Source organism: Methylobacterium sp. R2-1 (assembly GCF_014191355.1).
GTDB lineage: Bacteria > Pseudomonadota > Alphaproteobacteria > Rhizobiales > Beijerinckiaceae > Methylobacterium.
The window spans coordinates 41,579-64,536 of the sequence record NZ_JACHWM010000014.1 but is presented as its reverse complement, the minus strand read 5'-3'; the positions used below and the strand labels follow the sequence as shown (position 1 = coordinate 64,536).

Genomic DNA, 22,958 nt, shown 5'->3' with positions numbered 1-22,958 from the left:
GGGCTCGCGAACTCGCCGGGCGTTTGGACGGACTGTCACCGCGCGGACACGTCGCGCGGTATGGGATTTGCCACCGGCGACCAATCTCGGGACAATGCCGGGACTCTTGAGACGGAAAGCGCGGAGGGCGGAAGAGCCCCCGCAAAGGACAGCAGGATGCACCTCTACCGGAAGGCCATCGCGCCCGTGGGACCGCAGCGAGGCCTGAACCACGCCGGTCGCGTGGACGCCGCCCCGTTCGGGCGCTCCGAGGCCGGCGGCCCGGAGGTCTCCGCCTTCGTGCTTGATAATGGGCTCGACGTGGTGGTGGTGCCGGACCACCGTGCGCCGGTGGCGACCCACATGATCTGGTACCGCAACGGCTCGGCGGATGATCCGATCGGCCAGTCCGGCATCGCCCACTTCCTCGAACACCTGATGTTCAAGGGCACGGAGCGGCATCCGGCCGGCGCCTTCTCGAAGGCGGTGTCGTCGCTCGGCGGCCAGGAAAACGCCTTCACCAGCTACGACTACACCGCCTATTTCCAGCGCGTCGCCCGCGACCATCTCTCGACCATGATGAGTTTCGAGGCCGACCGCATGAGCGGCCTCGTTCTCGACGACGCCGTGGTGGCGCCCGAGCGCGACGTGGTGCTGGAGGAGCGCCGCATGCGGGTCGAGACCGACCCGTCGGCGCAGCTCTCCGAGGCGATGGCGGCCTCGCTGTTCGTGCACCACCCCTACGGCATCCCGATCATCGGCTGGATGCACGAGATCGAGGAGCTGAACCGCACCCACGCCATCGACTACTACAAGCGCTTCTACACCCCCGAGAACGCGATCCTGGTCGTCGCCGGCGACGTGACGCCCGACGAGGTGCGGCGGCTGGCCGAGGACACCTACGGCCGGGTCACGCCGCAAGGCGCGCGACCCCTGCGGACCCGCCCGCGCGAGCCGGAGCCGCGGGCGATGCGCCGCATCGCGGTGGCCGACCCGAAGGTCGAGCAGCCGACCCTGCAGCGCCTCTACCTCACCCCATCCTGCATGACGGCCCGCGACGGCGAGGGTCACGCCCTCGAACTGCTCGCCGAGGTGATCGGCGGCGGTGCGACCTCGTTCCTCTACCGCAAGCTGGTGCTGGAGATGGGCGTCGCCGTGAATGCCGGCGCTTGGTACATGGGCTCGGCCATCGACGACACGCGGTTCGCCGTCTACGCCGTGCCGGCCGAGGGCGTGACGCTGGAGGCCCTGGAGGAGCACGTCGACCGCGTGCTGCGCCGCGCCCCTGAGGCGCTCGACCCGGAAGCGATCGAGCGGGCCAAGATCCGGCTCGTGGCCGAGACGGTCTACTCCTCCGACTCGCAGAGCTCGCTCGCCCGCATCTACGGCTCGGCGCTCGCGATCGGCGAGACCGTCGAGGAGGTGCGCGCTTGGCCGACCGAGATCGAGGCGGTGACCCGCGATCGGCTCGTGGCGGTCGCCGCCCGCTACCTTGTGCCCGCTCGCTCGGTGACCGGCTACCTCACCAAGGCGCACGACACGGACGTGACGGTCGCCTGAGGCCACCCGATTCTTCGCGTCGCCGGAAGGCCGGGGGCGCCGTTTGCGAAAAGACGCTTTAAGGAACTTCCGATGAATCTCGCCGAGACCGGCACCCGCATCGCGACCTCGCCGACTCAGGCGCTGCCGCTCGCGGCCGCCCCCGGCATCGAGGCTTGGCACGTCGCCTCGCCGGTGGTGCCGATGATCGCGCTCTCCTTCACCTTCGAGGGCGGTGCGGCGCAGGACGCGGAGGGCAAGGCAGGCACCGCGCAGATGATGGCGCGGCTCCTCGACGAGGGCGCGGGCGACCTCGATTCCGACGCCTTCCAAGAGGCGCTGGCAGCCCGTGCGATCGAGCTGAGCTTCCACACAGGACCCGATTCCATCGGTGGCTCGCTCAAGACGCTGACGAAACACGCCGACGAGGCGATCCGCCTGCTCAGCCTTTCCCTCGCCGAGCCGCGCTTCGACCCGCCGGCGATCGAGCGGGTGCGGGCGCAGATGATCGCCGGCCTGCGCTACCAGCAGAACGATCCCGGCGTGCTGGCCTCCCGTCGATACTTCCGCGAGGCTTTCCTGGGCCACCCCTATGGTCGCCCGTCCGCCGGAACCGTGGAGACCCTGTCGGCGATCACCCGCGACGACCTCGTGGCCCTGCACCGTGCCGTGATCGGACGCGGCGGCCTCAAGGTCGCCGCCGTCGGCGCCTTCGACGAGGCGGAGATCACCGGGATGATCGCCCGCGCCTTCGGCGGTCTGCCCGAGGCTGGCCCGCTCAAGCCCGTGCCGCCGACTGCCATCAATGAGCTCGGCCGGCGCATCGTTGTCGATCTCGACGTTCCACAATCGGTGATCCGCTTCGGCCTGCCGGGTGTGGCGTGGCGCGACCCCGACTTCATCCCTGCCTATGTGCTGAATCACATCCTGGGCGGCGGCGCCTTTACCTCGCGCTTGTTCCAGGAGGTGCGCGAGAAGCGCGGGCTGGCCTACTCGGTCGGCACCTCGCTCACTTCGCACCGGGGGGTGGCCATGACCTGGGGCTACACCGCCACCAAGAACGAGCGCGTGGTCGAGGCCCTCGACGTGATCGGCGACGAGATCCACCGCCTCATCACCGACGGCCCCTCCGACGAGGAGTTGCAGAAGGCCAAGGACTACCTGACCGGCTCCTACGCACTGGGCTTCGACACCTCGACCAAGATCGCCAACCAGCTCGTGCAGATCGCCTTCGAGGGCCTCGGCATGGACTACATCGCCCGCCGCAACGACCTCGTGGCAAGTGTGACCCAGGCCGACATCCGGCGGGCCGGCGCCCGCACCCTTGGCGATGGCCGGATGCTGGTGGTCGCCGCCGGCCGGCCGACGGGGCTGTAAGCGGTTCTTTCTGAAGCGGGTCTGGACGAGGCCGGCACGCGGGAACGCGTGGCCGGCCTTTTTCATGCCTGATCAGTGGCTTGTCCTGCCGTAGAGTGAAGACGTGAGGCCGGTGCCTTGGGCTGGCGCCCAGAACCCCTATCTGGTGGGCTCGAACCCGCTTCTCGCGCGAGGTCTCAAGCGATGCAGCTCACCGGACTCCACCACGTCACCGCCATCACGGCGCGGGCGGCCGACAATCTCGCCTTCTACACCCGCGTGCTGGGGCTCCGCCTCGTCAAGAAGACGGTCAATCAGGACGATGTCTCGGCCTACCACCTGTTCTACGCCGACGGCCGCGCCTCGCCAGGCACTGACATCACCTTCTTCGACTGGCCGGCGCCGGCCGAACAGCGCGGCACCGACAGCATCGCGCGCACCCTGCTGCGCGTCGGCGGCGCGGCGAGCTTCGACTGGTGGCGCGAGCATTTCGGCCGCCAGGGCGTGAGCCACCATCCGGCGATCGAGCGGGACGGGCGCCTTACCCTGGATTTCGAGGACGGTGAGGGCCAGCGCCTCAGCCTCATCGATGACGGCGGCGTGGGTGAGGCGCACGCTTGGGAGGGCAGTCCGGTGCCGCCCGAGCACCAGATCCGGGGACTGGGGCCGATCCGCCTCACCGTCTCGCAGCCCGAGCGCACCGAGGCGGTTCTGACGCAGATCCTCGGCTTCCGCCGCGCCCGGACATTCGAGCTGCCCGAGGGCGAGGTGACCGTGTTCGAGACCGGCGCGGGTGGCCCTGCGGCGGAGGTCCAGCTTCTCAAAGGGTCGGGCCCGCAGGCCCGCCAGGGCGCGGGCGCCGTCCACCACGTCGCCTTCCGCATTCCGGACGCCGATTACGACGCTTGGGCCGACCGCCTCAAGCAGCGGCGCATCCCTTCCAGCGGACCCGTGGACCGCTACTACTTCCGCAGCCTGTATTTCCGCGAGCCGAACGGCATCCTGTTCGAGATCGCCACCGACGGACCGGGCTTTGCCACCGACGAACCGATGGAAGCGCTCGGCGACCGCCTCGCCTTGCCGCCCTTCCTCGAACCGCGCCGGGCCGAGATCGAGGCGGGGCTTAAGCCGCTTTAGGTCGAGGCAACCGCAAGAACCCGCCGCAGGGCATGCTACGGTCGGGGCCGAAGGCGATTCGACGCGGGGGAGGCGGCGAATGCGGCGTGTCACGGCTGGGTTGATGCTCTTGCTGGTGGCAGCCGCGTCGCCCGCCTCCGGAACGGGCGCCGGCGCGACTGCTACCTGCTTCCGCTACACCGAACGTCTGACGCTCTCGGGGAGACTGTCGATCAAGACCTATCCGGGGCCGCCGAACTAGGAGAGCGTCGCTCGGGGCGATACGCCCGAGACCGTGCTGGTGCTGCGGCTGCCCAAGCCCATCTGCATGGAGGCGAACAGGGCCGACGAGGCTGGCCTCGATGAAGCGGTATCCGGCGTCTGGGCGGTGCAACTGGCCGCCACACGCAGGCAGCTCGGGGTCGCCCCCGGCCGAGCGGTGCGCGTGTCGGGTACCGTCTTCGCGGCCCATACCGGCCATCATCACACGCCGATCGTGATGAGCGAGGTGCGGGTCGAAGAGATCCGCTGACAGCCGAGCCATGCCCACGTGCGATGCACGCTCGCCAAGGCAGGCATGCACCGGCTTCAAGAACAGTTCTAGACAAACTCACATTTCAGCCGCTGTGGCAGCGCTGCGTCTTGACGCGGATGCTGCGACTGCGAGAAGAGCCCCGTTTCGACGCTTCGACAATCGGGAAACCTGCGGCCGATGAGCAAGTACAACGAGGAGCGCGTCCTCTCCGTCCACCACTGGACCGACACGCTCTTCTCCTTCCGCACGACGCGCGATCCCTCGTTCCGCTTCCGCAACGGCGAGTTCACGATGATCGGCATCGAGGTCGAGGGCCGGCCGCTGCTGCGCGCCTACTCGGTCGTGTCGGCCAATTACGAGGAGGAGCTGGAGTTCTTCTCCATCAAGGTGCCGAATGGCCCTCTCACCTCGAAGCTGCAGCACCTCAAGGTCGGCGATCCGATCATGATCGGCAAGAAGCCGACCGGCACGCTGGTGCTCGACAACCTCCTGCCCGGAAAGAACCTCTACCTGCTCGGCACCGGCACGGGGCTCGCCCCCTTCCTGTCGATCATCAAGGATCCGGAGACCTACGACCGCTTCGAGAAGGTCGTGCTGGTCCATGGCTGCCGTCAGGTGCAGGAACTGGCCTACGGCGAGACCATCACGGAGACGCTCCCGAAGCACGAGTTCCTCGGCGAGATGATTGCCAACCAGCTCATCTACTACCCGACGGTGACCCGCGAGCCGTTCCGCAATCGCGGCCGGATCACCGATCTGATGACCTCGGGCAAGCTGTTCGAGGATATCGGCCTGCCGAACATGTCGATCGAGAACGACCGCTTCATGCTGTGCGGCTCGCCGGAGATGATCAAGGACACCCGCGAGCTGCTGACCGGCCTCGGCTACGAGGAAGGCAACCACGGCGAGGCGGCCCATTACGTGATCGAGAAGGCCTTCGTCGAGAAGTGAAGCCTTCCAGGCTTCAGTGAAGAACGGCCGGCGTCGCGCCGCTGGATGGCTTCCCTGGCGCTCGCAATGACGATGTGACCGTCCCACCTCGTCATCGCGAGCGAAGCCATCCAGGGCGTCGTGACCAGGTGAATTTGAGCGCCGACGCACCCGATATGACGCATTTGCCCGCCCTGTTCGTCGTCGGCGCCGGCACCGAGATCGGCAAGACCTACACCACCGCCGCCCTCGTCCGCAGGCTGCGCGGCCGGGGCCGGCGGGTGCGCGCGTGCAAGCCGCTCGCGAGCGGCGTTCCTCCGCTCGACCATCCCGACTTCGCCGAGAGCGACACCGGCCGGCTGCTCGCTGCGCAGGAGCTCGCCGTGACGCCTCAAACGGTGGCCGCCTGCTCACCCTGGCGCTTCACGGCTGCGCTGGCTCCCGATATTGCTGCCGCCCGCGAGGGGCGCAGCCTCGCGCTGACCCAGCTCGTCGATTGGTGCCGGTCGCGGCTCGCCGAGGCCGATGCGAGCGAGACCGTCGTGATCGAGGGCGTCGGCGGCGTGATGAGCCCGATCACCGAGGCCGCGACCGGCCTCGACTGGCTGAAATCACAGGAGATCCCGGCCCTGCTGGTGTCCGGCAGCTATCTCGGGGCGATCAGCCACGCGCTGACCGCCGCCGAGACGCTTCGGGCGCACGGCGTTCCGCTCCTCGGGATCGTGGTCAGCGAGAGCGAGGGTGCGCCGACCTCGCCGGAGACGGTCGCCGGGCAGATCGCGCGCTTCATATCCGTACCGGTCGTCTGCCTGAGGCGAGGCGGGGATTTTCCGGACGGTCTCGCCGCCTTGGACTGAGAGCTGGACTGAACCTAGCGGCCGCGAGGGGTCTTCGGTTCGCGGGATTCCTGGATCTCCTCGGCCTTCTCCTCGTCGGTGTCGCTGCTGCGCTTGATCGTGTCGTCGGGCTTGGCGGCCAATCCCTTTACGATCGAGACGAGGCGCTTGCACTCGTTCGGGAAGCCGTAGGACTCGAGCACGATCGCGGCGTCGCGCAGGGTGCGCAGATCGCGCACGATCTGCGCGTTCTTGGCTTCTTGGAGCTCTTTTTTCGCGGCGATGGCCGGCTCCAACCCGGTATCCTCGACATCGCATTCGGCTCTTGCTGCCGGCATCGCGGCGAGCATCAGGAAGGCGCAGGCGATCAGGCGACGCATGGTCACGTCTCGTATGGGTTGAGGGTGGGAAACTCAGCCGCGGTGGCGCAGCAGGTCGTTGGTCACGGCCACGAGCTGCGCGGCGCGGTAGGGCTTGGGCATGAACACCGACTCGTTCACCGCCTCGGCGGGCGACAGGCCATCGCGACCTCCGGAGGTATAGACCACGGGCAGGCGCGGCAGGCTACGCCGGGCGCGACGGGCCAGCGCGATGCCGTTCGTGTTGCGGGCCAGATCGATATCGGTGAAGAGCAGGTCCACGCGCTCGCTCGACAGGATCGCCTCGGCCTCGTCCGCATCGGCGGCGGTCAGCACCCGGTAGCCTTCGTCGAGCAGCGCCTCGGCGGCCAGCTCGCAGACGAAGGATTCGTCCTCGACCACGAGGATCGTGTCGGCGTGCGGCGGAAGGGAGAACGGGGGCAGGACGGCGGGGGCGCAAGCGAAGGGGATCATGGCAGAACTCCAACTCACCCGTGCTCGGACAACGGCCGAGCTTGCGGATCGCCGGACCAACGGGGCCGTGAAGGGCCGCGTTCACCGTGATTGCTTCGATTTGCGCGCATTTGGTAACCGATTGGTTAACCTTGACGGCACGGTGCGGGGACTGCATTCGGCTGCACCCGGCGCGACCAAACCCCTAAACCCTTGTCGGCCCGAGCCATCTCTCTCCCCGGTGGCAGCCGGCCCCTCGAAGAGCGCCTTAACGACCGTGCCCACTCTGTGACCCGACCCTGGCAGATCGGCTTCGGCGTCGTGCTCACCGCGCTCGCCGGCTTCGTAGACGCGCTCGGCTTCATTCGGCTCGGCGGCCTCTACACCTCGCTCATGAGTGGGAACACGACCCAGCTCGCCGTGTCGCTCGGCCACGGCGAGCCGCTCGGCGCCGTGCTGCCGGCGCTCCTGATCGCCGCCTTTCTCGTCGGAGCGGTCTCGGGTGGGGCGATCGCGGCCCTGTGCCCGCCCCGCTGGGTCATCCCGGCAGTACTCGGCCTGGAGGCCGCGGCGCTGAGCGCGGCCGTCGCCTTGGCCGCCGAGCACGCCCATGTCGGCGTGGCCTCTTTGTTCCTGGCGCTCGCCATGGGCGGACAGAATGCGGTGCTCGCGCACGTCCAGGGCTTTCGCGCCGGCACCACCTTCGTCACCGGCGCGCTGTTCGCGTTCGGGCAGAAGGCGGCGCTGGCGCTGGCCGGAAGGGGACCGCGGCTGGGCTGGGTCGGCGACGGCTCGGTCTGGCTCTCGCTCCTCGTCGGGGCGGTTGCGGGCACCTTCGCTCATGCGCATCTCGGGATCGCAGCCCTGGCGATTCCCGCCTGTATTGCGGCCGGGCTATGCCTAGCCGCGAGCCTGTTCACCCTGATCTACCGGCAGCCGCCGGTGACGCTGACCAAGATCTGAAGGAAGGCCCCTCCGGCATGAGCGTCTCCGCTCCCTCCCTCACCGACCATGTCGCGGACATCGCGGCCGGCGCCCAAGTCTCCGGCGCCCACGTCACCGCCGCCCACTGGCTCAAGGGGACGTTGGCCCTGGCGCTCGCCGATGGTGGCGTGCTGCTGGTCCGCGACGGCGCGACCGAGACCGCTTCCGCCCATCCCGACAGCGGTATCCTCGTCGCAGTCGGCGACGGCGCCCGGCTGGTGAGCGGAGGTGACGATGGCCGCGTGGTCGCGACTGGGGCGGACGGCCGGTCGAGCGAGCTGGCCCAGGCCAAGAGCGGCGGCTGGATCGACGCCCTCGCGCTCCACGGCGACGGCTCGGTCGCCTATGCCTCGGGGCGCAACGTCGTCGCCCGCGACGCCAAGGGCCGGGAGAAGATCCTCGCCGCTCCCTCCACCGCCCGCGGCCTCGCCTTCGCGCCGAAGGGCTACCGGCTCGCGGTGGCCCACTATAACGGTGTGAGCCTCTGGTATCCCAACCTCGAGACGCCGCCCGAGTTCATCGAATGGAAGGGCTCGCATATCGACGTGACATGGTCGCCCGACGGCCGCTTCGTCGTCTCGACCATGCAGGAGAACGCGCTCCACGGCTGGCGCCTCCAGCCCGACCGCGGCCACATGCGCATGTCCGGCTACCCCGCCAAGGTGCGCTCGCTGTCCTGGTCGGCGGACGGCAAGTGGCTCGCGACCAGCGGCGCCGAGGCTGCCATCGTCTGGCCGTTCGACTCGAAGGAGGGCCCCACCGGCAAGGCGCCGCGGGAATGCGGCGTGCGCCCGGCGCGGGTCTCGCGGGTTGCGTTCCACCCGAAGGCGCCCGTCCTGGCGGTCGGTTACGAGGACGGCTGCGTGCTGCTGGTGCGCTTCACCGACGCGTCGGAGCTCTTGGTGCGCCCGGCGGTGAAGGGCAGTGCGATCTCGGCACTGGCCTGGGACACCAGCGGCGGGCGCCTCGCCTTTGGCTGTGCCGATGGGCAGGCCGGGCTGCTCTCGCTGCCGGCTTGAACATCGAGCCATGGCCCTGTTCGGACGCGCGCCGAAGCCGGACCCCGCTGCACGGCGGCGGGTGGAGGCTTGGATTCGGGAAGCGGGCGGCTACGGGCCGGATACGGCGATGACCGTGAACGAGATCGTCTGCGCGGACCCGGCCTGTCCCGGGACCGAAACGGTGGTCCTGATCTTCGCGCCGGGCGAGAAGACGCGGGCCGTGAAGATCGCCGGGGCGCTCGACGCCCTGAGCGAGGCGGATGTGGCGGCTGCTCTCGGCCAAGATTGAGCCGTGGCCCTCCCCGCGGCCGCGGATCGCCCTACAAACCGGGAAGCCCGTTCGAAGGAAGACCTTGATGTTCCGTGTCGTGCGAACGCTCGGCCTCGCCTTCGGTCTGCTCGCCGCGGTGATCGCCGCGCAGGCGCCGGAATTCGCCCAGCAATACACCCAGCGCCTCGGCGGGGCGCTCGACGAGCTGCGTCGCTCCATTGCCTCCCTCGACGCCGATGCCAGGGCCACCGGCCGCAGCCGCGATGAGGCGCTGGCGCTCCTGCGGACCAACCCGGACGCCTTCATCGCCCGGCGCGGCGAGTCGGCCCGGACCGATGTCGAGCGGCTGAAGCGGCTGGAGGCGCAGAAGCTCGCGCTCGACACGGCGGCGAGCCCGCTGGGACGCCTTACCGTGATGGTCCGCGACCCCGACATGGACATCGCCCGCGCCGCTTACCGCGACTACCAGCCGGCGGTGCCGACCACGGCCGACGGCCTCGTCGCCGGCCTGCTCGGCTTCCTCGCTGCCTGGGGCGGCTGGCGCGTCACCAGCGATCTCGGCCGTCATCTCGCCCGCCGCCGTCGGCGCGCGCGACCCGAGACCACGCCAGTTTGATGCAAATCCGGCGCTGATGCGCGGGCTGAGGTGTTGCAGCGCCTCTACAGCCCGGCCCTCTCGCCTGCACTAGGTGTAGGCACGCGCCCGCACCCCGCAGGGGCGCCGGATCCGGTCTCCCCTCGATCATGCCGCGTCCCCCGAACACGACGGTCGATCCCGCCCTCGACGCGGCGGCCCTGTTGCGCCGCATCGGCTTCTTCGGCCTGTTCGTGGTGCTGCCGGTGGCCGCGCAGGTCTCCCGACGTGCCACCGTGGTGCTGGCGCCGATCGCCGTCGTCCTGCTGATCACCGCGAGCGCCATCGACCAGCATCAGCGCGCGGTCGGGCCGGCCCTGAAGCGGCTGCTGACGGCGCCGTCCTTTCTCGCCGGCATGCTGGTGATGTTCTGGTCGGGGCTTTCCCTCGTCTGGACGCCGTTTCCCGGGCCGGCGAGCGAGCGGCTGGCCAACCTCGTCGCCACTGTGGTGATGACCCTGCTCGCCTATCTCGCGCTGCCCGACCGGATGCGCTCGGCCAACCTCTACCTGCTGCCGCTGGGCGTCGGCACGGCCGCCATCGTCGCGATCCTGATCAATCTCGTCGGCGACGCGATGCTCAAGGACAACCCGGACGGCGACAGCGCCCTGGAGCGCGGCGCGGTGCTGCTGGCGCTGCTCGCATGGCCCGCCGTGGCATGGCTGCGCTCGCGCCGCCGCGACATGGGATCCCTGGTCCTAGTGGTGCTGGTCGCGGGTGCGCTGCTGTTGGCGCCGGGCGTGACCGCCCTGTTCGCGCTGGCTGCCGGGGCGCTCGCCTTCGCGCTGACGCACTGGCGCCTGTCGCTCGGCGTGCGGGTCACGGCGCTGACTGCCGCCGGCCTGCTCGTGATCGCTCCGCTGCTGCCGTTCCTCGCGCGCCCCATCGGCGTCGCCCTGTTCGGTCCGGTCGCACCAGGCGTGCTGGCGCTCAAGGCGTGGCAGAAGGTCGTGACCCTGGAGCCGGTGCGGCTCGTGACCGGCCACGGCCTGGAGACGGCTTTGCGTGGGCGCATCTTCGGCATCCTGCCGATCAATGCGCCGACAACGATGCTGTTCGAGTTCTGGTACGAACTCGGCATTGTCGGCGCCTTCGCCGCGGCCTTCGCCCTCTACGGTGCGATCCACCGCGCCGGCCGTGACGCCACGGTGCTGGCGCCCTGCGCCATGGCGGCCTTCGCGACCGCCTTCGCCATCGGCTGCATCGGTGTCGGACTCACCACGATCTGGTGGCTCACCACGCTCGCCATGGCGATCCTCACCTTCGTGGCGATCGAGCGCGGGCAGTTCCGCTCCCGCCGACCGAAGGTCGGGCTGATTCCGCGCCTGCCGGCGCGGGGCTGAGCGCCGGGTTCGTCTTTTTCCTACGTTCAAGACCTCTCGCGTCTTTGCGAGGCGGAGCCGAGCAAACCGGCACGCTGCTCTTTCCGGAAAAGTTCGCGCCCCGGATCGCTTCGGCTTCGCCCCGCGATGACGGCGAGAGCGGTAGAGGACTGGCCGAGACGGGCCTCAGCCCTTCGAGGTTTCGATCGCGTCCGCAGCCGCCTCGATGCCGGCCATGTCGTCGTCAGAGAGGCCGAAATGGTGGCCGATCTCGTGGACGAGGACGTGGGTGACGAGGTGGCCGAGCGTCTCGTCGTGCTCGGCCCAGTAATCGAGCAACGGCCGGCGATAGAGCCAGACGGCGTTGGGCATCTGACCAGTGGCGACTTCGCCCGATTGCGCCAGCCCGACGCCGCGGAACAGGCCGAGCAGGTCGAATTCCGACTCGCAGCCCATCTCGGTCAGCGTCTCGTCGTCCGGAAAGTCGTCGACATGGATGCGCACGCCCGCGCAGAGCGCACGGAACTCATCCGGCAGGGCGGCGAAGGCGGCATCCGCCAGGGCCTCGATCTCGGCGAGACTCGGCGCTTTGGACTCCGACCAGTTGCCCGCGGTCCCTTCACTCACGGCGCGGCGGGCTCGGCCGGGACGACCGGCAGCACACAGCGTTCCAGGAAGGCCGCCAGGTCGCTGGTGATGTGATCGATATGCGGCTCCTTCACCGCCTCCTGCTCGAACTGCTCTCGAAACGGGTCGGGCGTCGGCGGCACGACCAGCACGGTCGCCATGCCGAGATCGTGCGGCACGACGAGATTGCGGGCAATGTCCTCGAACAGGGCCGAGCGCCGGGGATCGACCCCGTGGCGGAGGAGGAAGCGCTCGTAGGTGCCGCGGTCGGGCTTGGGGATGAAGTCGGCGGCCGCGATGTCGAACACGTCCTCGAAATGGCTGAGGATGCCGAGCTTGTCCGCGACCCGCTCGGCGTGGCGGCGGGAGCCGTTGGTGAGGATCAGCTTGCGCCCTGGCAGATGCTCGATCGCGGTGCCGAGGGATTCGTCGAGCTTGATCGTCGAGTGGTCGATGTCGTGGGCGAAGTCGAGGAAGTCGTGCGGATCGACCCCTTCCTCCACCATCAGCGCCTTCAAGGTGGTGCCGTAGCGGTGGTAGAAATGCTTCTGCAGGGCGCGGGCCGAAATCGCGTCGAGGCCGTAGAGCCGCATTACGTAGAGCGTGATCCGCTCGTCCACCTGCGGCCAGACCCGCGCGTCGCTCGGATAGAGCGTGTTGTCGAGATCGAACACCCAGGTATCGACAGCGGAAAAACCGCGGGCATCGGGGGTGGTGAAGTGGCTCTCGCCGGGAAGAAGCAAGGGAAAGGTTACGCTTGAAAGGTGAGACGGGACGGGAATGCCCCGTCCCGTATGTAGGCGTTCGCGCGCCTCAGGGAAGCGCTGCCGTCAGGTCCGCCGGATCAGGGTGCCCGCACCGAAATCGGTGAACAGCTCGAGCAGCGCCGCGTGCGGGACCTTGCCGTTGAGGATGACCACCGCCTCGACGCCCTGCTCGAGGGCGTAGATGCAGGTCTCGACCTTCGGGATCATGCCCCCCGTGATGGTGCCGTCGGCGATCAGGCGCCGGCAATCCTCGACCGAGAGCTCCTGGATCAGGTTCTTGTCCTTGTCGAGCACGCCCGGCACGTCGGTGAGCAGCAGCAGCCGCTTGGCCCGCAGCGCTCCGGCGATGGCGCCGGCGAAGGTGTCGGCGTTGACGTTGTAGGTCTTGCCGTCCTCGCCATAGGCGACGGGGGCGAGAACCGGGATCAGCTCAGCCTTCAGCACCGCGTCGAGCACGCCGCGCTCGACATGCTCCGGCTCGCCGACGAGGCCGAGGTCGATCGCCTGCTCGATGTTGCTGTCGGGGTCCTTGACCGTGCGCATGGCCCTCTTGGCGCGGACCATGTTGCCGTCCTTGCCGCACAGGCCGATGGCCCGGCCGCCCTCGGCGGCGATCCAGCCGACGATCTGCTTGTTGATCGAACCGGCGAGAACCATCTCGACCACCTCGACGGTGGCCTCGTCGGTGACGCGAAGCCCGCCGCGGAACTCCGATTCGATGCCGAGCCGGGCCAGCATCTTGCCGATCTGCGGCCCGCCGCCGTGCACGACGATCGGCTTCAAGCCGGATTGTTCGAGCAGCACGATGTCCTCGGCGAAGTCCTCCGCCGCGGCAGGGTCGCCCATGGCGTGGCCGCCATACTTGATGACCACGATCTCTTGATCGTAGCGCTGCATGTGCGGCAGCGCCTGGGTCAGGATTTCGGCGCGCACATGCACGTTCGGCAGCGGATCGGTCATCGCGGTCGTCCTGGCTCTCTGCTGAGTCGGAGGCGGATTCCGCGGGGTTCTAGCGCAGGCTTTGTGCGGAGCGAAGACACTGCCTGCACGCGATCCTGCGATAGCCGTCACGCGGAGGCGGACAATCACCGTCCGATCACGAGAAGATCGCCGCCCGACGGACGCCGCGGCCGCTTGCATCAATCTTAAGGTTGAGGCTCTGCAATTGGTCGCGCGCCTATGTAGATTTTGCCGAAGACCTTAATGAGCCATTAACCATCCTCATCAATCATCCCCCAGTCGAACGAGGGGGCCGACCATGCTGAGTGCCGATCTGGTGACGCCGCGTCCAAGCCTCACTCATCCCGGCCTGCTTGCCCGCGTCGTCGAGCGTCTGGGCCAGGGTGCGGGCACTTCGGCCGACGTCTGGCGGCAGCTCACCGAAAATTACGCGGTCGATCTCGACGCCGTGGCCGCGCTCCTGCCCTGCGCCGAGCCCGAGCCGCTCTGGCTCACCGCCCGCGCTCAGGCTCGCAAGCGCTGATCCCAATCGACATTGCCAAGCGATGATCCGGCGTCAGCCGATCACCCTTAGGTCATCGCCCGTCCGCAGCACGCCGCCGGCCAGAACCTCGGCGTAGACGCCGCAATCGGCGTGGCCGAGACCCTCCATCAGAGCCTTCGGGATCGACAGGTCGCGGATGCCGGACTGCGGATCGACGTTCGTGGCGGCGCACCGCACGGTCCGGCTGGTGATCTTCAGCCGGACGCCGCCTTCCGCCTCCAGCACCCGGCCCACCATGTCGAGTTCAGCGAAAGGCTCCAGCCCGTCGAGATAGAGGTTGCCGCGGAAGCGCAGGGGATCGACGGGAGCGCCGACGAGATCCTCGGTCGCCGCCACGCTCGCCAGGTTGATGAGCGAGACGTAGCCGGTGCGTGAATCGGTGAAGCGGTAGCCGGGCGGCGCCGTCAGCACCCGCGGCGCACCCCGCAACGCGTGCGGCAGGAACCCCTTCATGAATTCGGCGAGCGCGTCGCGTCCCTCCGCCGTGCTCAGGTCCGCATCCACCGCCAGCACCCCGTTCTCCTCGACCGTCAGGCGATGGGTGGCGTCGTCGAACCGGGTGCGCAGCCGGGCCAGCGCCTCGTTGCGCATCAGCATCAGGTAGGCCACCTTCGGCAGGTGGCGCGGCACCGTCTCGTTGAAGCCGGAGGGGCCGTTCTCGATGGCGTAGAGTCGGTCGCCCGGGAAATAGCCGCTGGTTTCCAGTTCGGCCGTCTCCAGCGCCTCGGGCGAGAGGCCTTTCACCGGATAGCGGTAGAGGGCGGCGATGCGGGGGGCGGGGCTCTGGCTCATCCCCTCTCGCTAAGGCCGGGTGCGGCCGGTTTGCAACCCGGCCGGCGGGGCGTGCGCCTTCTACGGAGAATTCCGCATGGTCCGGAGCCCCGGACTCGGTCAGCCTGCCGCCTTCTTCAGGAGGATGAGGACAGATGGCCGAGGTCACCGCGCTCTACAGATATCCGGTCAAGGGCCTCTCGGCCGAGTCGCTCCCGGCGCTGACGCTGGCCCGCGCGTCCGGCCTCGCCTTCGACCGCGAATACGCCCTCGCGCTCGGCACCACGGCCTTCGATCCGCTGAATCCGGAGCCGCTCGACAAGGGCTACTTCCTGATGCTCCGCAGCAACGAGGTGCTCGCAGCGCTCTCGACACGGTTCGACCCCGAGAGCGGGCAGCTTTCGGTCATGCGCGATGGTGAGACCGTGCTCACCGAGGATCTGACCAGCGCGGCCGGCCGTGAGGCGGTTGAGCGATTCTTCGAGGCCTATGTCGGTCCGGCCGCCAAGGGGCGACCGCGTCTCGTGCGGGCCGCCGACCACAAGTTCACCGACGGCAGCGTGATCTCGCCCGCCTTCATGCGCGCGGTCTCGCTCATCAATCTCGCCTCGGTCCGCGCCCTGGAGGAGCGGACGGGCGGAGCGATCCACCCCTTGCGCTTCCGCGCCAATATCTACGTCGATGGGCTGGAGCCGTGGGCAGAGATGGACTGGGTCGGCCGGGAGGTCACCGTTGGAGCCCTGCGCCTGCGGGGACTTGCCCGCACGCCGCGCTGCGCCGCCGTCGATGTGAATCCGGAGACGGCTCAGCGCGATACCAACCTGCCGAAGGCGCTCAAGCGCCATTTCGACCATGTGGATCTCGGCATCTACCTCGAAGTGCTCGCCGACGGCGCCGTGGCGGTGGGTGACCGTCTGGCGGTGATGCCGCAGATCGAGGAGGTGAGCTGACCGCCGTCGCATCGGCCGCGCAGGCTTGAGCCAAATACCCGCCTGGGATGCGTTTCGGGCGGACTCACCCCCTTGTGTCACGTAAACGCAACACCAGATCATCCCTACCGGCGGCTCTCAGAAAAGCGCCGGTGTCCTGGCGGGGCAGACCCCGCGGGGCAACGCATCGGAGGCTCCGTGCCGCGGAAGCGGGCGGAAGACTGATCCGATCCGGGGAAGGGCAACACGCATGAATTTTGAGAAGTATACCGAGCGCGCCAGAGGCTTCGTTCAGGCTGCGCAGAATCTCGCCGTCCGCGAGGGCAACCCGCAGCTCGCACCCGGCCACCTTTTGAAAGTCCTGCTCGACGATCCCGAAGGGCTCTGCGCCGGTCTCATCGACCGGGCCGGCGGTCAGTCGCGGGTCGCGCATGCGCAGGTCGAGCAGTGGCTCGCCAAGCAACCGAAGGTCTCGGGCAATGCCGCGCAGCCGCAGGCGACGCGCGAACTCGTGCGCCTGTTCGACACTGCCGAGCAGGCTGCCGAGAAGGCGGGCGATTCCTATGTCACCGTCGAGCGCCTGCTGCTCGCCTTCGCCGTCGAGAAGGATGGGGAGGCTGGCCGCATCCTGACCGCGGCGGGCGTCACCGCGGCTTCGCTCAACGCGGCGATCAATGCGCTCCGCAAGGGTCGCACCGCCGACAACGCGAGCGCCGAGAACGCCTACGACGCGCTGAAGAAATATGCCCGCGACCTCACCGAGGCCGCCCGCGAGGGTAAGCTCGATCCGGTGATCGGCCGCGACGAGGAGATCCGCCGCACGATCCAGGTTCTATCGCGGCGGACCAAGAACAACCCCGTGCTGATCGGCGAGCCCGGCGTCGGCAAGACCGCCATCGTCGAGGGTCTGGCCCTGCGCATCGTCAACGGCGACGTGCCGGAATCCTTGAAAGAGAAGAACCTGCTGGCGCTCGACATGGGCGCGTTGATCGCGGGCGCGAAGTATCGCGGTGAATTCGAGGAGCGCCTGAAAGGCGTGCTCTCCGAGGTCACTGCGGCGGAAGGTCAGATCATCCTGTTCATCGACGAGATGCACACGCTGGTCGGCGCCGGAAAGGCGGATGGGGCCATGGACGCCTCGAACCTGCTGAAGCCCGCGCTCGCCCGCGGCGAGCTGCACTGCGTCGGTGCGACCACGCTCGACGAGTACCGCAAGCATGTCGAGAAGGACGCCGCGCTCGCCCGCCGCTTCCAGCCGGTCTTCGTGTCCGAGCCCACCGTCGAGGACACGGTGTCGATCCTGCGCGGCATCAAGGAGAAGTACGAGCAGCACCACGGCGTGCGCATCCAGGATAGCGCGCTCGTCGCGGCGGCGACGCTGTCGAACCGCTACATCACCGACCGCTTCCTGCCCGACAAGGCGATTGACCTTGTCGACGAGGCCGGTTCGCGCCTGCGCATGCAGGTCGATTCGAAGCCCGAGGAGCTCGACAATGTCGACCGCGAGATCGTGCGCCTGAAGATCGAGGGCGAGGCGCTGAAGAAGGAGACGGATTCCGCCTCCCGCGACCGACTCCAGCGTCTGGAAAAGGAACTCGCCGATCTCGAGGAGCAGTCCGCCACCATCACGGCGCGCTGGAAGGCCGAGAAGGACAAGCTGGGCGCCGCCGCCGAGCTGAAGAAGAAGCTCGACGAGGCGAGGAACGATCTCGCCGCGGCCCAGCGCCAGGGCCAGTACCAGCGTGCGGGCGAACTCGCCTACGGCGTGATCCCTGGCCTGGAGAAGCAGCTCGCCGAGATCGAGGCCGCCGCTGAGAGCGCGGTCGCCCGCGACGGCATGGTCGAGGAGGCGGTGACCCCGCAGCACATCGCGGGCGTCGTCTCCCGCTGGACCGGCGTGCCGGTCGACAAGATGCTGGAGGGTGAGCGCGAAAAACTGCTCGCGATGGAGGAGGCGCTCGCTAAGCGCGTCGTCGGCCAGCGCGAGGCGGTGGAGGCGGTCTCGACCGCGGTGCGCCGGGCGCGCGCCGGCCTGCAGGACCCGAACCGGCCGATCGGCTCGTTCATGTTCCTCGGGCCGACCGGTGTCGGCAAGACCGAGTTGACCAAGGCGCTCGCCGGCTTCCTGTTCGACGACGACACCGCGCTCGTGCGCATCGACATGTCCGAGTACATGGAGAAGCACGCGGTCGCCCGCCTCATCGGCGCGCCTCCGGGCTATGTCGGCTACGAGGAGGGCGGTGCGCTGACCGAGGCCGTGCGGCGTCGGCCCTATCAGGTCGTGCTGTTCGACGAGGTGGAGAAGGCGCACCCGGACGTGTTCAACGTCCTCCTGCAGGTGCTCGATGACGGGCGCCTGACGGACGGGCAGGGCCGGACGGTCGATTTCCGCAACACGCTGCTCATCATGACCTCGAACCTGGGCGCCGAGTATCTGGTGAACCAGCCGGCCGGCCAGGATACCGACGCGGTGCGCGACGAGGTGATGGGCGTGGTGCGGGGACACTTCCGGCCCGAATTCCTGAACCGCGTGGACGAGATCATCCTGTTCCACCGCCTCGCGCGCTCGGAGATGGGAGCGATCGTCGATATCCAGCTCGGACGTCTCGCCAAGCTCCTGGAGGATCGAAAGATCACCATCGACGTGGACGACGAGGCCCGCACCTGGCTCGCCGACAAGGGCTACGACCCGGCCTACGGGGCGCGGCCTCTGAAGCGGGTGATCCAGAAGAACGTGCAGGACCCGCTTGCCGAAGCGATCCTCTCAGGGGTGATCCACGACGGCGAGACGGTGCCGATCCGGGTCGGACCCGCAGGTCTGATGATCGGCGACATCGCCGCCGAGCGGCGCCCGGCGGGGGTGCTGCTGAACTGATCGGATGAAGGACAGACCCCGGCGCGTTGGACCGTGCCGGGGTTTTCTCGTGACATCGGCACGAGCGGGGGCACGAGCCGGCCATCGGAATGACTTCTGATGCCTTTCGCCGCTGCTTCTTGCCTCGCACTAGAATCCCGCCGACAACGGGCGGATGACCGCCGAGACGATCACCTACGCCATCGGCGACATTCACGGCTGCGCCGACCTGCTCGACCGCATGCTGGAGCGCATTGAGGCGCATGGGGCCGGCCGCGCGAGGAAGCTGGTCTTCCTCGGCGACTATATCGACCGCGGTCCAGACAGTGCGCGGGTGATCGAGACCCTGCGCCGCCTGCAATGGCGCGAGCCGGACGATGTGGTTTGCCTGATGGGAAACCACGAGGACATGCTGCTCAAGAGCCTGCGCGAGCCCGGTGCCCTCGACCATTGGGTCTACAACGGTGGCGCCGAGACGCTTGCCTCGTTCGGCGTTTCAGGGCCGGAAGAGCTGTCCGGCGAGGTGCTCGACTGGATCGAGGCCCTGCCGACCCTGCACGAAGATGCGCAGCGCTGGTACGTCCATGCCGGCTTCCGCCCGGATGCCGAGGTGCCGGACCCCGATCAGCATCACCGGCTCTGGATCCGCGAACCGTTCCTGTCCGAGGATCACGATTTCGGCCGTCACGTCGTCCACGGCCACACGCCGCAGACCCGCGGCGGGCCGGATTGCCGGCGCTTCCGCACCAATCTCGACACGGGCGCGGTCTACGGCAATGCGCTGACGGCGGGTGTGTTTTCGAACGAGCGTGGGCCGGCGCTGGAATTCCTGCGTATGCCGGCCGGTTGAGCCGTCGATGCAGCGCGGCCGGTAAATTGGATTTCTGTGAGCGCCGAGGTTTCGTCACCGGACCGGCTTGAACCCGGCGTCGGCTCCCTCTCTAACAGGGCTCAAACGCGGCCATCTGTGCCGCGGATGAGGAGCCGACGCCGATGGATGCGCCCGCAAAGCCCCGCGACCGGACCGAGGAGAGGGCGATGGCCCGCCTCGCACTCCGCTTCACCGACTGGGCCGAGAAGTGGTTCCCCGACGCCTTCGTGTTCGTGGCCATCGCCGTCGTGATCGTGGCGGCCGCCGCCCTCATCAACGGCGCGCCGGTCCAGGCCGTGACGAAGAGCTTCGGCGACGGCTTCTGGAGCCTGATTCCCTTCACCATGCAGATGGTCTTCGTCACCATCGGCGGCTACGTGGTGGCGACCTCGGGGCCGGTTCAGGCGCTGATCGACCGGATGGCGCTGGTGCCGAAGACCGGTCGCGGCGCCATCGGATACGTCGCGCTCGCCACCATGCTCTCGTCGCTCCTGAGCTGGGGCCTGAGCCTGATCTTCGGCGGCCTGCTCGCCCGGGCGCTGGCGCGCCGCACCGAGTTGCGGATGGACTATCGCGCGGCGGGTGCCGCCGCCTATCTCGGCCTCGGGGCCACCTGGGCGATGGGCCTGTCCTCGTCCGCCGCGCAGCTCCAGGCGAACCCGAAAAGCCTGCCGCCGGGGCTGCTGCCGATCACCGGCGTGATCCCGTTCAGCGAGACGATTTTCCTGTGGCAGTCGATCCTGATCGCCGCGATCCTTGTGGTGATGTCGGCGCTGATCGCCGTCGCCTCCGCGCCGGGCCGCGAGACGGCGGTGACGGCGCAGGATCTCGGCGTCGACGTCTCGAAGGCCGATGACAGCGTCGCCCCGCCGAAGCAGCCCGGCGAGTGGCTGGAGCACGCGCCGGTGCTCACCCTCCTCATCGGTCTGCTGGCGGCCGGCTGGCTGATCCAGGAATTCGCGCGCCAGGACTGGATGATCGCGATCTCCAACCTCAACACCTACAACTTCCTGTTCCTGATGGCGGGCTTCGTGCTGCATTGGAGGCCGAAACGCTTCCTTGCCTCGCTCGCCAAGGCGGTTCCGGCCACCGCCGGCATCCTGATCCAGTTCCCGTTCTACGCTGCCATCGCCGCGATCCTGACGGGCGCCAAGAACGCCGCCGGGCACAGCCTTTCGGACGTCATCGCCCACGCCTTCGTGGCGCTGAACACGCAAGGGAGCTTCCCCCTCGCCATGGGCGTCTATTCGGCCCTGCTCGGCTTCTTCATCCCCTCGGGCGGCGGCAAGTGGCTGCTCGAGGCGCCCTACGTGATGCAGGCGGCCAACGAACTGAAGGTGCATCTCGGCTGGGCAGTACAGGTCTACAATGCGGCCGAGGCGCTCCCGAACCTGATCAACCCGTTCTTCATGCTGCCGCTGCTCGGCATTTTGGGGCTGAAGGCCCGCGATATCGTCGGCTTCAGCTTCCTTCAGCTCATCGTCCACCTGCCGGTGGTGCTGTTCCTGCTCTGGGCGCTCGCCTTCACGCTGGAGTACCACCCGCCGGTAATACCGGGCTGATGCAGCCTATGGGCGGCCCTGCGGCGGGCCCCCCATCACGATGAGGCCGGCATCCATCAAGCCGCGGGCCTCGTCGCTGCCGGTGGGGAGAACCGTGAAGCTGACAGGGCGCAAAGGGCCAGTGTCATGACCGGTACTTTTCTCCGACCAATGACTCGTGGCGAGAGGTGAGAAGGTTTCAGCTGGGAAGGCTTCCTCGAAACCCGCGGCGCGGGCCCTCTCGGTGACGCGGCCGAGGAAATCCTTTGCCCGCACGCCCAGCCGTGCCGGCAAGCCGTCGCGCTCGGCCGACCATACGGTCCGGACGAGACAGTGCCGGCCCAGCGCATCGCGCCCCCAGGCGGCGACGTAGCGCGGCGAAAGCAATTCAACAGCCTTCTCCCGATCCGGCGCGTGGGAGGGGATTTGATCGATCGCCTCGCGGGAGGCGGGCCGCGTCGCAAGTCCCTCGAACGGGGTGCGGGCGTGGCGGATGTAGCCGAGGCAATCCTCGAAGATCAGCCGCATCACCAGCGGCTCGTTCTCTTCGATTTCGACGGCGCGGGCGGGAAGCGCTGCAAGGCAGACGGCAAGCAGTAGCCAGGATCTCGGCACGGGTCCCTCCTGCAGGCTCGGCCGGAATGAGGTTTCAGCGCGGCGCGGGCACCAGCACGGCGATGACCGCAAGCAGCCACCCCGCCATCAGCACCGTTCCCCCGATCGGTGCCGCCATCGGGAACAGCGCTTGGCCGGCAAGCGCCCGCATCGCGAGATCACCTGAGAACAGCAGGAGCCCGACGAGCAGCGCCGCCGCGGCGAGGCGTGTGAGGGCTCTGCGGGTGAGGCCGACGGCGGCGAAACCCGTCAGGACGAGGATGGCGGGGGCGTGGAAGAGAAGGAACTGCGCCGCGGTCTTCAGCGTGTCGCCGCCGCTGGTATGGGCGGCGGCCGCGCTGGCTGCCACGCCGAGGCCTCCGGCGAGCGCCGCCAGGGCGGCGAGAAGGCGGTCGAGGCCGTTCATGCGCCGCGCTCCTGCAGCAGCCGGGCGATGCTCGCGCGCAGCTCCGCCACGCCGCGGTCGTCGCGGCTCGAGGTCAGCAGCACCTCCGGATAGGCGGCCGGGCGCTTGGCGAGCGCCGCCTGAATGCCCGCAATGCGCCGCTCGATCTCGGATTTCTTCAGGGCGTCACCCTTGGTCAGCACGATCTGATAGGAGACGGCCGCCTTGTCGAGCCCGTCGAGCAGATCGGTGTCGATCGACTTCAAGCCGTGCCGGGAGTCGATCAGCACGTAGACGCGCGCGAGGTTCGAGCGGCCCTTCAAGTAGGCGTGGATCAGCTGGGTCCAGGCCTCGACCTTGGCCTTCTCGACCGCGGCGTAGCCGTAGCCCGGCATGTCGACGAGGTTCAGACGCCCGCCGATCCGGAAGAAGTTGAGCTGCTGCGTGCGGCCCGGCGTGTGCGAGGTGCGCGCCAGCGTGTTGCGCCCGGTCAGCGCGTTGACGAGGCTCGACTTGCCGACATTCGAGCGCCCGGCAAATGCGATCTCGACGCCCTCCATCGGCGGCAGGGCGCCGAGGGCCGGGGCGGCGGTGGTGAACTCGGCCTCGCCCGCGAAGAGCAGGCGGCCAGCTTCGATCAGTTCGGGAGAATCGTCGGCTTCGGTCATCGCGGATTTCGCCTCGCTCGCCGACGCTGTTCCGACGCATTCGGCCGGGCGCGGCCCTGGCCGGAACGCTCGCGGATCCCGGGCGTGCCCGGGATCCGTGGGAAGACGTGA

General features: G+C 68.7%; 25 protein-coding genes. 16 read left to right on the top strand and 9 right to left on the bottom strand.

All coding sequences use genetic code 11. From position 1 onward, the window contains the following. Positions 1 to 156: 156 nt before the first annotated feature. The 6 genes from FHU13_RS19365 to bioD all read left to right on the top strand — a co-directional run bounded on the left by FHU13_RS19365 (position 157) and on the right by bioD (position 6,312). Positions 157 to 1,539 carry a pitrilysin family protein gene (locus tag FHU13_RS19365; protein ID WP_183437487.1) on the top strand — a complete coding sequence of 461 codons (1,383 nt, stop codon included), beginning with the start codon at positions 157 to 159 and terminating at the stop codon, positions 1,537 to 1,539. Between the two features lie 72 nt (positions 1,540 to 1,611). Next, on the top strand, positions 1,612 to 2,895 hold the full coding sequence (locus tag FHU13_RS19360) for a M16 family metallopeptidase (protein WP_183437486.1): 1,284 nt from the start codon (positions 1,612 to 1,614) through the stop codon (positions 2,893 to 2,895). Positions 2,896 to 3,078: 183 nt separating this feature from the next. Then, positions 3,079 to 4,011: a ring-cleaving dioxygenase gene (locus FHU13_RS19355; RefSeq protein WP_183437485.1), complete on the top strand. Its 933-nt coding sequence runs from the start codon at positions 3,079 to 3,081 to the stop codon at positions 4,009 to 4,011. Between the two features lie 274 nt (positions 4,012 to 4,285). Beyond that, the gene (locus tag FHU13_RS19345; protein WP_183437483.1) at positions 4,286 to 4,522 is read left to right on the top strand and encodes a DUF4431 domain-containing protein; all 237 of its coding nucleotides are present in this window, start codon (positions 4,286 to 4,288) and stop codon (positions 4,520 to 4,522) included. 180 nt (positions 4,523 to 4,702) lie between these two features. Beyond that, positions 4,703 to 5,476 (top strand): ferredoxin--NADP reductase, encoded by a 774-nt coding sequence (locus FHU13_RS19340; protein ID WP_183437482.1) that lies wholly within the window; start codon positions 4,703 to 4,705, stop codon positions 5,474 to 5,476. 155 nt (positions 5,477 to 5,631) lie between these two features. Beyond that, positions 5,632 to 6,312 carry a dethiobiotin synthase gene (gene bioD, locus FHU13_RS19335; RefSeq protein WP_183437481.1) on the top strand — a complete coding sequence of 227 codons (681 nt, stop codon included), beginning with the start codon at positions 5,632 to 5,634 and terminating at the stop codon, positions 6,310 to 6,312. 14 nt (positions 6,313 to 6,326) lie between these two features. Here the strand turns inward: bioD and FHU13_RS19330 are convergent, their stop codons facing one another. After that, complete coding sequence (locus FHU13_RS19330) at positions 6,327 to 6,671, bottom strand: photosystem reaction center subunit H (RefSeq protein WP_183437480.1); 345 nt, start codon at positions 6,669 to 6,671, stop codon at positions 6,327 to 6,329. A gap of 33 nt (positions 6,672 to 6,704) precedes the next feature. Next, positions 6,705 to 7,124 carry a response regulator gene (locus FHU13_RS19325; protein ID WP_183437479.1) on the bottom strand — a complete coding sequence of 140 codons (420 nt, stop codon included), beginning with the start codon at positions 7,122 to 7,124 and terminating at the stop codon, positions 6,705 to 6,707. A gap of 267 nt (positions 7,125 to 7,391) precedes the next feature. Between FHU13_RS19325 and FHU13_RS19320 the strand changes: the two genes are divergently transcribed. The 5 genes from FHU13_RS19320 (at position 7,392) to FHU13_RS19300 (ending at position 11,336) form a co-directional block, all read left to right on the top strand. Beyond that, the gene (locus FHU13_RS19320; protein ID WP_183437478.1) at positions 7,392 to 8,066 is read left to right on the top strand and encodes a YoaK family protein; all 675 of its coding nucleotides are present in this window, start codon (positions 7,392 to 7,394) and stop codon (positions 8,064 to 8,066) included. A 17-nt stretch (positions 8,067 to 8,083) separates the two neighbouring features. Continuing rightward, positions 8,084 to 9,106 carry a WD40 repeat domain-containing protein gene (locus FHU13_RS19315; protein ID WP_183437477.1) on the top strand — a complete coding sequence of 341 codons (1,023 nt, stop codon included), beginning with the start codon at positions 8,084 to 8,086 and terminating at the stop codon, positions 9,104 to 9,106. Between the two features lie 10 nt (positions 9,107 to 9,116). Next, positions 9,117 to 9,377: a hypothetical protein gene (locus FHU13_RS19310; protein ID WP_183437476.1), complete on the top strand. Its 261-nt coding sequence runs from the start codon at positions 9,117 to 9,119 to the stop codon at positions 9,375 to 9,377. A gap of 67 nt (positions 9,378 to 9,444) precedes the next feature. Continuing rightward, complete coding sequence (locus FHU13_RS19305; protein WP_183437475.1) at positions 9,445 to 9,975, top strand: DUF2937 family protein; 531 nt, start codon at positions 9,445 to 9,447, stop codon at positions 9,973 to 9,975. A 128-nt stretch (positions 9,976 to 10,103) separates the two neighbouring features. Then, entirely contained in the window at positions 10,104 to 11,336 is a 1,233-nt protein-coding gene (locus FHU13_RS19300) for a peptide ABC transporter permease (protein ID WP_183437474.1), read from the top strand. Between the two features lie 165 nt (positions 11,337 to 11,501). On the opposite strand, the gene FHU13_RS19295 is transcribed toward FHU13_RS19300, so the two are convergent. From FHU13_RS19295 to argB, 3 genes are all read right to left on the bottom strand, one after another. Beyond that, positions 11,502 to 11,942 carry a metallopeptidase family protein gene (locus tag FHU13_RS19295; RefSeq protein ID WP_183437473.1) on the bottom strand — a complete coding sequence of 147 codons (441 nt, stop codon included), beginning with the start codon at positions 11,940 to 11,942 and terminating at the stop codon, positions 11,502 to 11,504. Beyond that, entirely contained in the window at positions 11,939 to 12,685 is a 747-nt protein-coding gene (locus FHU13_RS19290) for a pyrimidine 5'-nucleotidase (protein ID WP_183437472.1), read from the bottom strand. Before FHU13_RS19290 ends, FHU13_RS19295 begins: the two co-directional genes overlap by 4 nt. 87 nt (positions 12,686 to 12,772) lie before the next feature. Continuing rightward, the gene (gene argB, locus FHU13_RS19285) at positions 12,773 to 13,669 is read right to left on the bottom strand and encodes an acetylglutamate kinase (protein WP_183437471.1); all 897 of its coding nucleotides are present in this window, start codon (positions 13,667 to 13,669) and stop codon (positions 12,773 to 12,775) included. Between the two features lie 298 nt (positions 13,670 to 13,967). Between argB and FHU13_RS19280 the strand changes: the two genes are divergently transcribed. Beyond that, the gene (locus FHU13_RS19280; protein WP_183437470.1) at positions 13,968 to 14,192 is read left to right on the top strand and encodes a hypothetical protein; all 225 of its coding nucleotides are present in this window, start codon (positions 13,968 to 13,970) and stop codon (positions 14,190 to 14,192) included. A gap of 33 nt (positions 14,193 to 14,225) precedes the next feature. Here FHU13_RS19280 and FHU13_RS19275 read toward each other — a convergent pair whose 3' ends face one another. Beyond that, positions 14,226 to 15,005: an MOSC domain-containing protein gene (locus tag FHU13_RS19275; protein WP_183437469.1), complete on the bottom strand. Its 780-nt coding sequence runs from the start codon at positions 15,003 to 15,005 to the stop codon at positions 14,226 to 14,228. Between the two features lie 134 nt (positions 15,006 to 15,139). On the opposite strand from FHU13_RS19275, the gene FHU13_RS19270 reads away from it, so the two are divergent. The 4 genes from FHU13_RS19270 (at position 15,140) to FHU13_RS19255 (ending at position 21,200) form a co-directional block, all read left to right on the top strand. Next, positions 15,140 to 15,934 carry an MOSC domain-containing protein gene (locus tag FHU13_RS19270; RefSeq protein ID WP_183437468.1) on the top strand — a complete coding sequence of 265 codons (795 nt, stop codon included), beginning with the start codon at positions 15,140 to 15,142 and terminating at the stop codon, positions 15,932 to 15,934. 229 nt (positions 15,935 to 16,163) lie between these two features. Beyond that, positions 16,164 to 18,788: an ATP-dependent chaperone ClpB gene (gene clpB / locus FHU13_RS19265; protein WP_183437467.1), complete on the top strand. Its 2,625-nt coding sequence runs from the start codon at positions 16,164 to 16,166 to the stop codon at positions 18,786 to 18,788. Positions 18,789 to 18,942: 154 nt separating this feature from the next. Next, the gene (locus FHU13_RS19260; protein WP_183437466.1) at positions 18,943 to 19,617 is read left to right on the top strand and encodes a metallophosphoesterase family protein; all 675 of its coding nucleotides are present in this window, start codon (positions 18,943 to 18,945) and stop codon (positions 19,615 to 19,617) included. A 143-nt stretch (positions 19,618 to 19,760) separates the two neighbouring features. Next, the gene (locus FHU13_RS19255; protein WP_183437465.1) at positions 19,761 to 21,200 is read left to right on the top strand and encodes a short-chain fatty acid transporter; all 1,440 of its coding nucleotides are present in this window, start codon (positions 19,761 to 19,763) and stop codon (positions 21,198 to 21,200) included. Positions 21,201 to 21,206: 6 nt separating this feature from the next. Here FHU13_RS19255 and FHU13_RS19250 read toward each other — a convergent pair whose 3' ends face one another. From FHU13_RS19250 to yihA, 3 genes are read right to left on the bottom strand one after another with little or no spacing between them, the layout of a single operon-like run. Beyond that, positions 21,207 to 21,794 carry a hypothetical protein gene (locus FHU13_RS19250; RefSeq protein WP_183437464.1) on the bottom strand — a complete coding sequence of 196 codons (588 nt, stop codon included), beginning with the start codon at positions 21,792 to 21,794 and terminating at the stop codon, positions 21,207 to 21,209. A 34-nt stretch (positions 21,795 to 21,828) separates the two neighbouring features. Further along, the gene (locus FHU13_RS19245; RefSeq protein ID WP_183437463.1) at positions 21,829 to 22,200 is read right to left on the bottom strand and encodes a DUF423 domain-containing protein; all 372 of its coding nucleotides are present in this window, start codon (positions 22,198 to 22,200) and stop codon (positions 21,829 to 21,831) included. Then, entirely contained in the window at positions 22,197 to 22,847 is a 651-nt protein-coding gene (yihA, locus tag FHU13_RS19240; RefSeq protein WP_183437462.1) for a ribosome biogenesis GTP-binding protein YihA/YsxC, read from the bottom strand. The genes FHU13_RS19245 and yihA overlap by 4 nt, the downstream gene beginning before the upstream one ends. Positions 22,848 to 22,958 lie beyond the last annotated feature (111 nt).